16 protein-coding genes are annotated in these 12,455 nt (G+C 56.4%); 7 read left to right on the top strand and 9 right to left on the bottom strand.

Annotation, left to right across the window (positions count from 1 at the left end):
- Complete coding sequence (locus tag CYR55_RS17960) at nucleotides 1–720, bottom strand: (Fe-S)-binding protein (protein WP_101817803.1); 720 nt, start codon at nucleotides 718–720, stop codon at nucleotides 1–3.
- A 303-nt stretch (nucleotides 721–1,023) separates the two neighbouring features.
- Between CYR55_RS17960 and CYR55_RS17955 the strand changes: the two genes are divergently transcribed.
- Genes CYR55_RS17955 through CYR55_RS17945 form a run of 3 tightly spaced genes read left to right on the top strand, consistent with a single transcriptional unit; the run spans nucleotide 1,024 to nucleotide 3,179 of the window.
- Nucleotides 1,024–1,467 (top strand): VOC family protein, encoded by a 444-nt coding sequence (locus CYR55_RS17955; RefSeq protein WP_101817739.1) that lies wholly within the window; start codon nucleotides 1,024–1,026, stop codon nucleotides 1,465–1,467.
- Between the two features lie 51 nt (nucleotides 1,468–1,518).
- Entirely contained in the window at nucleotides 1,519–2,868 is a 1,350-nt protein-coding gene (gene tilS / locus CYR55_RS17950) for a tRNA lysidine(34) synthetase TilS (RefSeq protein WP_101817738.1), read from the top strand.
- Nucleotides 2,868–3,179: a c-type cytochrome gene (locus CYR55_RS17945; RefSeq protein WP_101817737.1), complete on the top strand. Its 312-nt coding sequence runs from the start codon at nucleotides 2,868–2,870 to the stop codon at nucleotides 3,177–3,179. Before tilS ends, CYR55_RS17945 begins: the two co-directional genes overlap by 1 nt.
- A 60-nt stretch (nucleotides 3,180–3,239) precedes the next feature.
- Here the strand turns inward: CYR55_RS17945 and rof are convergent, their stop codons facing one another.
- On the bottom strand, nucleotides 3,240–3,500 hold the full coding sequence (gene rof / locus CYR55_RS17940) for a Rho-binding antiterminator (RefSeq protein WP_101817736.1): 261 nt from the start codon (nucleotides 3,498–3,500) through the stop codon (nucleotides 3,240–3,242).
- Complete coding sequence (locus CYR55_RS17935) at nucleotides 3,487–3,687, bottom strand: YaeP family protein (RefSeq protein WP_072932421.1); 201 nt, start codon at nucleotides 3,685–3,687, stop codon at nucleotides 3,487–3,489. The genes rof and CYR55_RS17935 overlap by 14 nt, the downstream gene beginning before the upstream one ends.
- 226 nt (nucleotides 3,688–3,913) lie before the next feature.
- Between CYR55_RS17935 and CYR55_RS17930 the strand changes: the two genes are divergently transcribed.
- The 3 genes from CYR55_RS17930 to nlpE are packed head-to-tail and all read left to right on the top strand — an operon-like array spanning nucleotide 3,914 to nucleotide 5,631.
- A complete protein-coding gene (locus tag CYR55_RS17930) occupies nucleotides 3,914–4,459 on the top strand; it encodes a YaeQ family protein (protein WP_101817735.1) in 546 nt (181 codons plus the stop codon).
- Entirely contained in the window at nucleotides 4,460–4,879 is a 420-nt protein-coding gene (gene arfB, locus CYR55_RS17925) for an alternative ribosome rescue aminoacyl-tRNA hydrolase ArfB (protein ID WP_101817734.1), read from the top strand.
- Between the two features lie 47 nt (nucleotides 4,880–4,926).
- Nucleotides 4,927–5,631, top strand: a complete 705-nt coding sequence (gene nlpE / locus CYR55_RS17920) for an envelope stress response activation lipoprotein NlpE (RefSeq protein ID WP_101817733.1) — start codon at nucleotides 4,927–4,929, stop codon at nucleotides 5,629–5,631.
- A 67-nt stretch (nucleotides 5,632–5,698) separates the two neighbouring features.
- Here the strand turns inward: nlpE and proS are convergent, their stop codons facing one another.
- The 6 genes from proS to metN all read right to left on the bottom strand — a co-directional run bounded on the left by proS (nucleotide 5,699) and on the right by metN (nucleotide 11,319).
- Nucleotides 5,699–7,417 (bottom strand): proline--tRNA ligase, encoded by a 1,719-nt coding sequence (gene proS / locus CYR55_RS17915; RefSeq protein ID WP_101817732.1) that lies wholly within the window; start codon nucleotides 7,415–7,417, stop codon nucleotides 5,699–5,701.
- Nucleotides 7,418–7,538: 121 nt separating this feature from the next.
- Nucleotides 7,539–8,246 (bottom strand): tRNA (N6-threonylcarbamoyladenosine(37)-N6)-methyltransferase TrmO, encoded by a 708-nt coding sequence (gene tsaA, locus CYR55_RS17910; RefSeq protein WP_101817731.1) that lies wholly within the window; start codon nucleotides 8,244–8,246, stop codon nucleotides 7,539–7,541.
- Entirely contained in the window at nucleotides 8,243–8,650 is a 408-nt protein-coding gene (gene rcsF, locus CYR55_RS17905; protein WP_101817730.1) for an Rcs stress response system protein RcsF, read from the bottom strand. Before rcsF ends, tsaA begins: the two co-directional genes overlap by 4 nt.
- A 113-nt stretch (nucleotides 8,651–8,763) precedes the next feature.
- Nucleotides 8,764–9,579 (bottom strand): MetQ/NlpA family lipoprotein, encoded by an 816-nt coding sequence (locus tag CYR55_RS17900; protein WP_101817729.1) that lies wholly within the window; start codon nucleotides 9,577–9,579, stop codon nucleotides 8,764–8,766.
- A gap of 62 nt (nucleotides 9,580–9,641) precedes the next feature.
- Nucleotides 9,642–10,295, bottom strand: coding sequence for a methionine ABC transporter permease MetI (locus tag CYR55_RS17895; protein WP_101817728.1), 654 nt, complete (start codon nucleotides 10,293–10,295; stop codon nucleotides 9,642–9,644).
- A complete protein-coding gene (gene metN / locus CYR55_RS17890; RefSeq protein WP_101817727.1) occupies nucleotides 10,288–11,319 on the bottom strand; it encodes a methionine ABC transporter ATP-binding protein MetN in 1,032 nt (343 codons plus the stop codon). Before metN ends, CYR55_RS17895 begins: the two co-directional genes overlap by 8 nt.
- A gap of 188 nt (nucleotides 11,320–11,507) precedes the next feature.
- Between metN and gmhB the strand changes: the two genes are divergently transcribed.
- Nucleotides 11,508–12,074 (top strand): D-glycero-beta-D-manno-heptose 1,7-bisphosphate 7-phosphatase, encoded by a 567-nt coding sequence (gene gmhB, locus CYR55_RS17885; RefSeq protein ID WP_101817802.1) that lies wholly within the window; start codon nucleotides 11,508–11,510, stop codon nucleotides 12,072–12,074.
- The last annotated feature ends 381 nt before the right edge of the window (nucleotides 12,075–12,455 follow it).

The following is a 12,455-nucleotide window of genomic DNA, read 5'->3' as shown; positions in this document are numbered from 1 at the left end:
TCAGCGGCTCATCAGGACTTCGGCAATATGCATCACTTTTACCGGCTGCCGCTCGCGATGCAGGCGGCCGCCGATGTTAATCAGGCAGCTGGCGTCTGCGCCAATCAGGTAATCCGGCCGGGCATCCATCATATGCACCACTTTCTCTTTCACCATTTCGCCGGAGATCTCCGCCATTTTTACTGAAAAGGTGCCGCCAAAACCGCAACAGGTCTCCTGATTGCGGATCGGCAGCAGTTCCAGCCCCGCAACATGGCGCAGCAGCGTCAGCGGCTCCTCTTTTACCCCCAGTTTGCGGAACAGGCTGCAGGACGGATGGTAAACCGCCCGGCCGGGAAGCCGGGCACCCACATCACTCAGCCCCAGGGTATTCACAATAAACGAGGTGAGATCCTGCATCCGGTCGCCCATCGCCTGCGCCCGGCGCGCCCAGTCCGGCTCATCGGCCAGATAACCGGCATAGCTTTTGATGGCATAGGTACAGGAACCGGCGGGGGAGATAATCGGGTAATCATTCTCCTCGAAGGCCGCGATCAGGGATTTCATCGCCGGTTTGGCGTCTTTGATATAGCCGCCGTTAATAGCCGGCTGGCCGCAGCACGCCTGGCGCTCCGGGAAAAGCACCTCGCACCCCAGCTTTTCCAGCAGCAACACACTTTTTTTGGCCATGTTGGCTTTGATCGCGTCACCAATACAGGTTACATAAAAGTTAACTTTCATCGACATGCTCCCGCATTGCAGTAGGCAGAGAAGATCTGCGCCTTTTGTCCTGTTTCTATAGTAAAAGGCTTGTGCAGCAAGGCACGAACACTTTATGCCCGGGGTGGTGGAAGTGGCGGTATGCTCAACCTTTTTACGGTGAATAGCATGCAATTACACAAATAATTAACATAAGCATTGTTTGTTTCTGCCCGGCCGCGGGAATTTCGGGCTTTCTCGGAGTAACCGCATTGACGCTCTCCGGCAGGGTCGTTAACGTGCGGTGTTATGCAAAATAAGAACGAAAATCATAAGGAGTGAAGAATGCTTAAATTACGCCAGGTACACCATATCGCCATCATCAGCAGTAATTACCAGGTGAGTAAGCAGTTCTATTGCGATGTGCTGGGGTTCCATTTGCTGGGGGAGTTTTACCGTGAGGAACGCGACTCCTGGAAAGGCGATCTCGCCCTGAACGGGATCTATACCATTGAGCTGTTCTCCTTCCCACAGCCACCGGCACGCCCCAGCCGCCCGGAGTCATGCGGCTTGCGCCACCTGGCATTCAGCGTGGAAAACATCGCCGAGGCAGTGGCCTCGTTGGCGAAGTCCGGCGTGACCTGTGAGCCGGTGCGCATCGATCCCCTGACCGGCCAGCGCTTTACCTTTTTCAGCGACCCGGACGGTTTGCCGCTGGAGTTGTATGAGGTGCGCCCGGCTGCCAATGAAGATGCTGCCACCATTGAGCGCTTGCCTGCCGGCGCCTGAGTGGGTAACGTGCGCCTCATGAACGAGTGAGGCGCAGGAAAACCCACTGCTATGAATGATGAAACGCTGTTATCACACCTGAATACCCAACTCGGCGACAGCCGCGCTTGCTGTGTCGCGTTCAGCGGCGGGCTGGACTCTACCGTCTTATTGCACCTGCTGGTGACGCTGCGCCTGGGCGGGCGCGATCTGTCGCTGCGGGCGGTGCATATCCATCACGGGTTGAGCCGCTTTGCCGACGACTGGGCCGCCCACTGTGAAGCGCTGTGCGCGCAGTGGCAGATTCCGCTGACGATCCTTCGCGTCACGCCCGATCCCCGGCAGGGTGGGGTGGAAGCTGCTGCGCGTGATGCACGCTACCAGGCGCTGGCCTCCACGTTGCAGGCGGGTGAAACGCTGCTGACGGCCCAGCATCTCGACGACCAATGTGAAACCTTTCTGCTGGCGCTGAAACGCGGCAGTGGCCCGGCCGGGCTGTCTGCCATGAAAAGTGCCACGGCGTTCCACGGCCACCTGCTGCTGCGCCCGCTGCTGGATGTGTCACGTCAGGAGCTGGAAGGGTATGCGGATGAGCAGAGCCTGGGCTGGATTAACGACGACAGCAATCAGGATGACCGCTTTGACCGCAATTTCCTGCGGCGGCAGGTGTTGCCGGTGCTGCATCAGCGCTGGCCGCACTTCGCCGCAGCCACCAGCCGCAGTGCCGCGCTCTGTGCCGAGCAGGAAGCCCTGCTGGACGAACTGCTGGAAGAGACGCTGACCTCGCTGCTGGATGGACAGGGTTCACTGGCCATTGAGGCACTGCGGCCGATGTCAGAGGCAAAACGCGCCGCCCTGTTGCGCCGCTGGATGGCACGCCATGGGATGCCGATGCCGGCCCGTGAGCAGCTTCAGCGGTTGTGGCGGGAAGTGGCGGAGAGCCGCGCCGATGCAGAGCCGCAGTTACAGCTGGGGGGCGGTTCGGTGCGCCGTTTCCGCCAGCGGCTCTTCCTGTTGCCGCTGATGCAGGAGATCGACAATGAGGTGCTGGCCTGGGCGCCGCCGGCAGCGCTGACGTTGCCGGATGGGGTGGGCAGCCTGCAGGTGACGGAACAGTTTAGCGCGGAGAAAGCGCAATGGATTCGCCGTGCGCGGCCGGATGAAACGGTGACCGTGCGCTTTTGCGCGGAAGGGGCATTTTATATTGTCGGCCGCCCGCACTCCCGGCAGATTAAAAAACTCTGGCAGGAGCTGGGCATTCCGCCCTGGGAGCGCAACCGCACGCCGTTACTCTTTTATGGTGATCAACTGATCGCCGCACCCGGCGTTTTTGTGACGCGCGAAGGGGCCGCGGGTGCCGGTCAACCCGGCTGGCGGGTGGTCTGGCAGAAGCCGCGCAATGGTATAAGTAAGGAGCAATAATGAAGTGGGCAATGGTGATAATGGTGGCGTTCGGGCTGAGCGGCCCGGCGCTGGCAGCGGGCAACAGCGCAGCAGGGAAAGAGAAGGCGGCGGCCTGTATGGCCTGCCACGGGCAGGACGGCAAAGCATCCGCCCCGATTTACCCTAATTTGGCCGGGCAGCAGCAGGACTACCTTGAAGCCGCGTTGCATGCCTATAAAAGTGGCGACCGCAGCGCCGGTCAGGCAGCTATCATGAGTGGCTATGCGGCGGATCTGTCAGATCAGGACATCAGCGATTTGGCGGCCTACTATTCTTCCCAAACTCCCTGACGCCGGAGGGTGGGCATAAAAAAGGGCAGCCGCAGGCTGCCCTTGTCACATCAGGTACGGTCAGTCGATGCTGACTTCCACCGTACCCAGTTCCGGATGGCTGAAGCTGGCAATGTAATCCAGCCGCACTTCCCGTGCGTTGCCGGCCTCTTCGATCACCAGGTACTCCACGCGCTTACGTGAAATCAGATCGCTTGCCTTGCCTTCCACAATCTCTCCGCTTCGCATCTTCAGCGTCAAAACAAAATGCTTCTGACAGGCGAGCTCAAGATTATCGTAGTCATCACAATTGATGGGTTGATACTCATCATTCATCGACATAATCGCTCACCAATAAGTTAGCGGCGGCAAACGCCGCCTGGTCCCTAACGGAGGACGGAAGTGCCGGGTTAGCCGCCACTTCGTCCAATGTTTGCAACACACAGCCCAGCGCATCGGGCACATAGCCAAGATCACCACTGCCGATCTCGGCATAAAACCGGCGTACTAACTCGCAATATTGTCGCACAATATCCTCCCCTGAGCGCTTATTCCGATAGGATACACGCCCAGCGTGCTGATTGTCCTATGAAGATAAACGTTCATTATCTAACGACTATAGCACAGGCACCGCAGAGAGTTCAGCGCCCCGGGCCGGCTTTCATCTGACATCAGGCATTTAGCGGCGGCCGGGCATGGCTGGCCGATGCCCCACGCTTTCAAGTACACTGTTGCCCTTAATGTGAGAGGTGAATATGGCGCTTAAAGCCACAATTTATAAAGCGGCGATAAACATTGCCGACATGGACCGTAATTTTTTCTATGACGCCAACCTGACCGTTGCCCAGCATCCTTCCGAGACTGACCAGCGTATGATGCTGCGCCTGTTGGCCTGGATCTGCCATGCAGACGAACGGCTGCACTTTACCCGGGGCCTGAGTGCGGAAGGGGAGCCGGAACTGTGGCAGCGTAATGACCATAACGGCCTGGAGCTGTGGATTGAGCTTGGCCTGCCGGACGAAAAAAGGCTGAAAAAAGCCTGCAACCAGTCACCAAGGGTGGTGCTGTATGCCTATGGCGAACGCGCCGCTACCGTCTGGTGGGCACAAATGGCCCCGAAAGCAGAAGCGATGCGCAACCTCAGCGTCCGTTTCCTGGATGATGCCCAGATGGCTAAGCTCGCAGGATTAGCTAACCGGAACATGGATTTACAGGCTACGCTTCAGGAAGGCACGGTTTGGTTATCTGATGCGCAGGCCAACCTGGAAATACACTTCACCGAATGGCAACAGGCGAGCTAAGTGGCGTTAATCATTTCAAACAGCGTGACGCTGCCCGACCACGAAATAGAGCTGACGGCGATCCGGGCGCAGGGCGCGGGCGGGCAGAATGTGAATAAAACCTCCACCGCGATCCACCTGCGTTTTGATATCCGGGCCTCCAGCCTGCCGCCGTTCTACCAAGAGCGGTTGCTGGCGATGACCCATCATCTTATTACGTCGGAAGGCGTGGTGATTATCAAGGCGCAGGAGTACCGCAGCCAGGAGATGAACCGCGAGGCTGCGCTGAGCCGGCTGGTGGCACTGATTCAACAGGCGGTGGTTGTCGAAAAAACGCGCCGGCCCACCCGGCCGACCAAAGCCTCTAAAGTGCGGCGGCTGGAAGGCAAAAGCCGCAAAGCCTCCACGAAAGCCCTGCGTGGTAAAGTCCGCCAGGCATGACATGGGCAAAAAGCCCCAACCGGGAAGCCACACAGCAGGAGAGCACTGTGAAAAAAATAACCCTGGCGCTGCTGTTTTCATTGGGGGCGCTTTCATTGTTTGGCTGTCACCGCGCGTTCCATACGCAGGAGCAGGCATTGCAGCCCATGGAGCAAAGCTATCGTGGCCTGTTGCCGTGTGCGGATTGCAGCGGGATTGAAACTTCCCTGTTTCTGGCGGAAGACGGCACCTATGTCTTACAAGAGCATTATACCGGTGCTGAAAAACCCACAGACGCGGCAGCAGAAAACCGGGTATTCGCTGCGTATGGCCGCTGGGCGCGCACGGCCGACAAACTGGTATTGACCTCACGGGAAGGTGAAAAGCGCTACTTCCGCGCCCATGAGAAGAGCCTGGAGATGCTCGACCGTAACGGAACGCCGATCTCGTCAGCGTTCAATTACACGTTGCAGTCAGTCACGGCACCGCTGCCTTCTACCCCAATGACCATGAGCGGGATGTTCCGGCAGCAGGCGGGCAACGCGATGTTCCATGACTGTACAACCGGTAAGACCTATCCGGTCGTGCACCAGACCGATCTGGAACGCGCATTCCGTAAAGTGCGGGGGGATGATCAGGAGGCAGAACCGGTGTTCCTGACCCTGGCGGGGCATTACGCTCTTCAGCCCGACACGCGCAGCGGGGAACCAACCCGTACGCTGGTGCCGGACAGCATGCCGCAGTTCAGCCCCGGTAAGAAGTGTGATGACTGACGCCGGCTGAAAAACGCATAAAAAAACGCCCAATTAAGGGCGTTTTTTTATTACGCATAAGCCTGGCTTAGCGCGGGATCTGGCTCAGCAGGAAGTCAGCCATTTCAGCCGTCTTGAGCATCTGCTTCTCACCGGAACGGCGGTTTTTATACTCCACCTCTTCGGCATCCAGGTTACGATCGCCAATCACAATGGTGTGCGGCACACCAATCAGCTCCATGTCAGCGAACATCACACCCGGACGCTCTTTACGGTCATCAAGGATGACATCCACGCCCTGTGAACGCAGGGTGTTATACAGCGCTTCCGCCACCTCTTTCACCCGGAAAGATTTGTGCATGTTCATCGGCAGGATAGCAACCTGGAACGGGGCGATAGCGTCCGGCCAGATGATGCCGCGCTCATCGTGGTTCTGCTCAATGGCGGCAGCCACCACACGGGTGACCCCGATGCCGTAGCAGCCCATGGTCATGGTCTGGTTACGGCCATCTTCGCCCTGAACGGTGGCGTTCATCGCTTCGGAGTACTTGGTGCCGAGCTGGAAGATGTGACCCACTTCGATACCACGCTTGATCAGCAGGGTGCCCTGACCATCCGGGCTGATGTCGCCCTCTTTGACGTTACGGATGTCCGCAACCTGCGGCAGCGCGACGTCACGCTCCCAGTTAATGCCGAACAGGTGCTTGCCGTCACGGTTGGCACCGGCGCTGAAGTCACTCATGACGGCCACTGCGCGGTCAGCCACTACCGGCACCGGCAGATTGACCGGGCCCAGTGAGCCCGGGCCTGCGCCGACCAGTTCACGGATTTCAGCTTCGGTGGCGAAGGTCAGCGGAACAGCGACCAGTGCCACTTTCTCTGCTTTGATTTCGTTCAGTTCGTGATCGCCGCGTACCAGCAGCGCCACCAGTTTATGGCCGCTCTCTTCGCGGGCATGCACCAGCAGGGTTTTAACCGTTTTTTCAATCGGCTGGTTAAATTGCTCTACCAGTTCCGCGATGGTTTTCGCATCCGGCGTGTCAATTTCACGCATCGCTTCAGTTGGCGCGTCACGCTCTGCTTTAGGTGCGACGGCCTCTGCCAGCTCAATGTTAGCGGCAAAGTCAGAGCCGGTGGCGAAGACGATGTCATCTTCACCGCTGGAGGCCAGCACTTGGAACTCGTGCGAGGCGCTGCCGCCGATGGAGCCGGTGTCCGCCTGCACGGCACGGAAATCGAGGCCCATGCGGGTGAAGATTTTGCTGTAGGCGGCGTACATCGCGTCGTAGGTTTCCTGCAAGGATTCCTGCGTGGTATGGAAGGAGTACGCATCTTTCATCAGGAATTCACGTGAGCGCATCACGCCAAAGCGCGGGCGGACTTCATCACGGAATTTGGTCTGGATCTGGAAGAAATTCAGCGGCAGCTGCTTATAGGAGCTGATTTCATTGCGGATCAGATCGGTAATCACTTCTTCATGCGTCGGGCCGAGCACGAACGGGCGATCGCCGCGGTCAACCAGGCGCAGCAGTTCCGGGCCGTACTGTTCCCAGCGGCCGCTCTCTTGCCACAGATCGGCAGGCTGAACCACCGGCATCGACACTTCGATCGCGTTGGCGTTGTTCATCTCTTCGCGCACGATGTTTTCGACTTTTTTCAGAACGCGCAGGCCCGTCGGCAGCCAGGTGTATAACCCGGAGGCCAGTTTGCGAATCATCCCGGCGCGCAGCATCAGCTGGTGGCTGATGACCTCTGCGTCGGCTGGGGTCTCCTTCAGGGTGGAGAGCAGGTATTGACTAGTACGCATGATGTAGTGGTTCCAATTAGAACAGCAAATTGCATCAGGCTGCCGGAAGGGCGGCCAAAATATGAAAAGTCACTTAGTTTACCAGTGCCGCGGGTATGCGCAAAAGAGAGCGATAAGAAAATTACACCCTGTCGAGGCTGAGGACTTCCGTCTCATTTTGCTGCACCCGCCAGCGGACATTAAATGCCAGCAGATGCACCGCATAGTCACGATCCTCGTCATCCCCTTTGCGGTAAGCGGGGCGTGGATCCTGGGCCAGTACCTGGGTAATGAAGCGGCGTAACTGGGGATAGGCACGGCTTTCTGCCTGTAGCTGCTGCTCGGCAAGCGCGGAGAAGCGCACCGGCATATCCGCGGCCGGTGCCGACTGGGCAAACCCGGCACGTGCCTCAGGGTAGCTTTCAGCAAACGGCAGATAGGGTTTGATGTCAACGACCGGTGTACCGTCAACCAAATCCAGGCTGCCAAGTTGCAGAATCAGCGCATTGCCCTGCTGCCGGATACCTTTCAGTTCAATCAGCGACATACCCAACGGGTTCGGGCGGAAGGTGGAACGGGTGGCAAAGACGCCCATCCGGGCATTCCCCCCCAGGCGCGGCGGGCGTACCGTCGGCCGCCAGCCACCTTCCATCGTCTGGTGAAAGATGAACATCACCCAGAGGTGGCTGAATGCGTCCAGCCCGCGTACGGCTTCCGGCTGATTATAGGGGGGCAACAGGTGCAACTCGCCACCGCCATCCTCCACCAGCCCAGGCTGGCGCGGTACGGCGAATTTCTCTTTATACGGTGAGCGGATGACCCCGATCTGCTGAAAGCTGAAACCGGTCATTTAAAGGTGACGTCCAGTGCTGTGCCCTGACAAACTGCCTGCTGATAACAGCCTGCCGCGCCGCTGACAATTTCACACTTATGCACCAGCACCGCATTGGCTTTCATCGTTGATGCATGAATCTGCATTTTTTTACGGGCGGTGGCAATGTTGGGGGCAGCGGCTTGCGCAGTAGCCTGGCAGGATTCCCCGGACACGGCGCCCAGATCGCGGAAGGGCTGTGCGACCAGCTCTTCGGCACTGTTATACAGTTTTACCGGTGCCGCTCGTGGAACAGCCGGTTTAGGGCGGGCCGGTTTAGGCGAAGAGAAGATCGGTTTATTGGCGGAAGCCGGCGGGTGGGTCGGTGTGGTGGTGCATCCTGCAAGCAGCAGCGCCAGCAAACAGAGAGGTAAAGCGCGCATGGGAGTTCCTCTGCTATATAAAAGTGGCGTTATTGAAACAATCTATCGCACAAATAACAAGACGGGCCGCAGCCCGTCCTGGAGATATCCTGTAAAAATCGGCAACAGGGTAGTTACCAGCCTTTTACCGCACCGCCATTGAAGATTTTATTGGCCGCTTCATCGACTTCCGCAGACTGGTAGGCCTGAACAAATTTCTTCACGTTTTCCGCATCTTTATTGTCTTCGCGGGAAACGATCATATTGACGTAAGGTGAGTCTTTGTCTTCCACAAAGATCCCGTCTTTCGCTGGGGTCAGGCCAATCTGGCTGGCGTAGGTGGTATTGATGATCGCCAGCGCAATTTGCTGGTCATCCAACGAGCGCGGCAGCTGCGGGGCTTCCAGTTCAACCAGTTTCAGCTGTTTCGGGTTCTCTACCACGTCCAGTACGGTCGGCAGCAGGCCTACACCGTCTTTAAGTTTGATCAGACCCTGTTTCTGCAGCAGCAGCAGAGAGCGCCCCAGGTTGGTGGGATCGTTTGGCAGAGCAATCTGGGAACCGTTTTGCAGCTCAGACAGGGCTTTGATTTTTTTAGAGTAACCGGCAATCGGGTACACGAAGGTATTGCCGACCGGCACCAGTTTGTAACCACGATCTTTGATTTGCTGATCCAGGTAAGGCTTGTGCTGGAAGGCGTTAACGTCGATGTCGCCTTTGCTCAGCGCTTCGTTCGGCAGCACATAATCATTGAAGGTGACCAGTTCGACATCCAGGCCATATTTCTCTTTAGCCACTTTTTGTGCCGCTTCAGCAACCTGCTGTTCAGCGCCGACAATCACCCCAACTTTAATATGGTTCGGATCTTTCTCTTCCTGACCACAACCGGCCAGGACCAGCGTACCCAGAAGTGCACCCACTACCGCGAGAGATTTAAATTTAAAAGCCATATCCTTTTCCTCTATAGACGGATATTAATTATACGCCCCGCAGGGCGCTATTATGACGACCGTTATTTATGTGTGACAGCTTTGACAATGCGATCACCGCAGAGCTGAATCAGATAGACCAGCAGCACCAGCAGCACTAATACCGTATTCATCACCGTGGCATCATAGCCGATATAACCGTATTGATAACCAATCTGCCCCAGGCCACCGGCACCGACTGCGCCACCCATTGCAGAGTAGCCTACCAGTGTGATCAGCGTGATGGTTGCGGCATTCACCAGACCCGGCAGGGCCTCCGGCAACAAAATCTTTTTAATGATCTGCATTGGGGTAGCGCCCATCGCACGCGCCGCTTCAATCAGGCCGGTTGGGATCTCCAGCAGGGCGTTTTCCACCATCCGGGCAATAAAGGGCGCGGCCCCAACGGTCAGCGGCACAATGGCAGCCTGTAAGCCAATGGAGGTACCGACAATAATGCGCGTGAAAGGAATCATCCAGACCAGCAGGATAATAAAAGGAATCGACCGGAAGATATTAACCAGCGCCGAGAGGAACCGGTAGAACGCCGGGTTATCGCTGATTTGACCGGGACGGGTAATATAGAGCAATACACCCACCGGCAAGCCAATTACAAACCCAAAGAAGCCGGAAACGAAGGTCATCATCAGGGTTTCCCAGACGCCGCGGCCTAATAACCACATCATTGCCTCAGACATAACCAAGAACCTCAACTTTCACATGATGTTCCTTCAGGAACTGAATCGCCGCCAGGGTGGAGGGCTCGTCGCCATGCAGTTCAGTCAGCATGATGCCGAATTTGACACCGCCGGCATAATCCATCTGGGCACTGATAATATTGTTATTGATGTTGAAGCGGCGTACTGCTTCAGAAAGCAGGGGCGCATCCACTGACTGGCCGGTGAACTCCAGCCGTAATAAAGGTACGCGGCCGGAAGCCGGTTCAGGAATCATCCGCTCGGCATAATCATCTGGGATATCCAGGTGCAGGGTGGACTGAATAAAGGCCTGAGCCAGCGGCGTTTTCGGGTGGGAAAACATTTCGCTGACCTTATCTTGCTCAATCAGCTTGCCGCCACTGATCACCGCCACCTGATCACAGATGCGTTTCACCACATCCATTTCATGCGTAATCAGCAAAATAGTCAGACCAAGACGGCGGTTAATGTCTTTCAGCAATTCCAGAATGGCGCGGGTAGTGGCCGGGTCCAGCGCGCTGGTGGCTTCATCGCACAGCAATACCTTGGGGTTACTGGCCAGCGCGCGGGCAATCGCCACGCGTTGTTTCTGGCCGCCGGAAAGGTTGGCTGGATAGGAATCATGCTTATCAGAAAGCCCGACCAACTCGAGTAATTCAGCCACACGCCGTTTGATCTCGGCGGCAGGTTGATTGTCCAGCTCCAGCGGGAGCGCGACGTTGCCGGAGACAGTACGCGAGGAGAGCAGGTTAAAGTGCTGGAAAATCATGCCAATCTGTCGGCGGGCACGCACCAGCTGGCTTTCAGAAAGGGTAGTGAGATCCGTGCCGTCCACCAGAACTTGCCCACTGGTTGGGCGCTCCAGCAAATTGACACAACGGATAAGGGTGCTCTTACCGGCACCGGAAGCCCCGATGACACCGTAGATCTGCCCGGCAGGGACGTGAAGCGTCACGTCAGAGAGCGCATGAATGGTGCGCGAACCCTGCTGAAACACTTTAGTAATGTTGGAAAGTTTAATCATGTTCTTCTTATTTTATCGCTGTTGCCTGTGGCTTGATAAAAGTGGCCCCAGCATTGACGTCAGGGCATGGGGCGGATGGTAAGGTGTCTAGACGTCTAAGTCAACGCAGATTGCTGCACCCCAACGCTCTCTCACCGGATAAAAACATGCGATACTGGCCGGGTTTTCCAGCCATCAGGAGCAAAAACGTGGCACAACAAGTTCCAGCTATTTTCCTCGACCGAGACGGTACACTGAATGTTGATCATGGGTACGTGCATGAGATCGATAACTTTCAATTTATAGAGGGTGTCATTGAAGCCTGTCATACCCTGAAACAGATGGGCTTTGCGCTGGTCGTGGTGACGAACCAGTCAGGTATTGCCCGGGGGATGTTCACGGAAGATCAGTTTATGCAACTGACGGAGTGGATGGATTGGTCTCTGGCAGACCGCGATGTGGATCTGGACGGCATCTATTTCTGCCCGCACCACCCTGAAGGCAGCGTAGAGGCGTACCGGCAGGAGTGTGAATGCCGTAAGCCGCACCCCGGTATGTTGTTATCCGCGCAGCAGGAGCTCAACATCGATATGGCAGCTTCTTATATGGTAGGAGATAAGCCTGAAGATATGCAGGCAGGGCTCACTGCTGGGGTAGGGACGAAAGTATTGGTCAGAAGTGGCAAACCGGTTACCGAAGACGGTGAACATTACGCGGATTGGGTGTTAAATAGCCTGGCAGACCTGCCGGAAGCCATCAAAAAGCGTAAAAGCTAGGCGGGTTGGTTGAAAAGAGAGCATGCAGAATAAAAGTGAAGATATTTGCTTGCCATCTTAAGCCAGCTCCCTATAATGCGCCTCCATCGACACGGCGCAAGTGATTCACTTCACAAGCAGCCAAAACGAAAGAGAAAAACTTCTGAAAAAAGAGGTTGACTCTGAAAGAGGAAAGCGTAATATACGCCACCTCGAGTTAGCAAGCGAAAGCGCGTAACTCACTGCTCTTTAACAATTTATCAGACAATCTGTGTGGGCACTCACAAGACGATATCAGCATCTCCGGATGCAAAAAATATTAAGTCTTGAAGAGTGACTACCTAAAGAAATTTAGAACAGTAACCTTTGAGCATCGCTATTAACTTAGCAAATCAAGCTTTT

This window comes from Chimaeribacter californicus (assembly GCF_002858675.1).
GTDB lineage: Bacteria > Pseudomonadota > Gammaproteobacteria > Enterobacterales > Enterobacteriaceae > Chimaeribacter > Chimaeribacter californicus.
The sequence above is the reverse complement of the archived record's forward strand: the minus strand, read 5'-3'. Positions and strand labels throughout refer to the sequence as shown.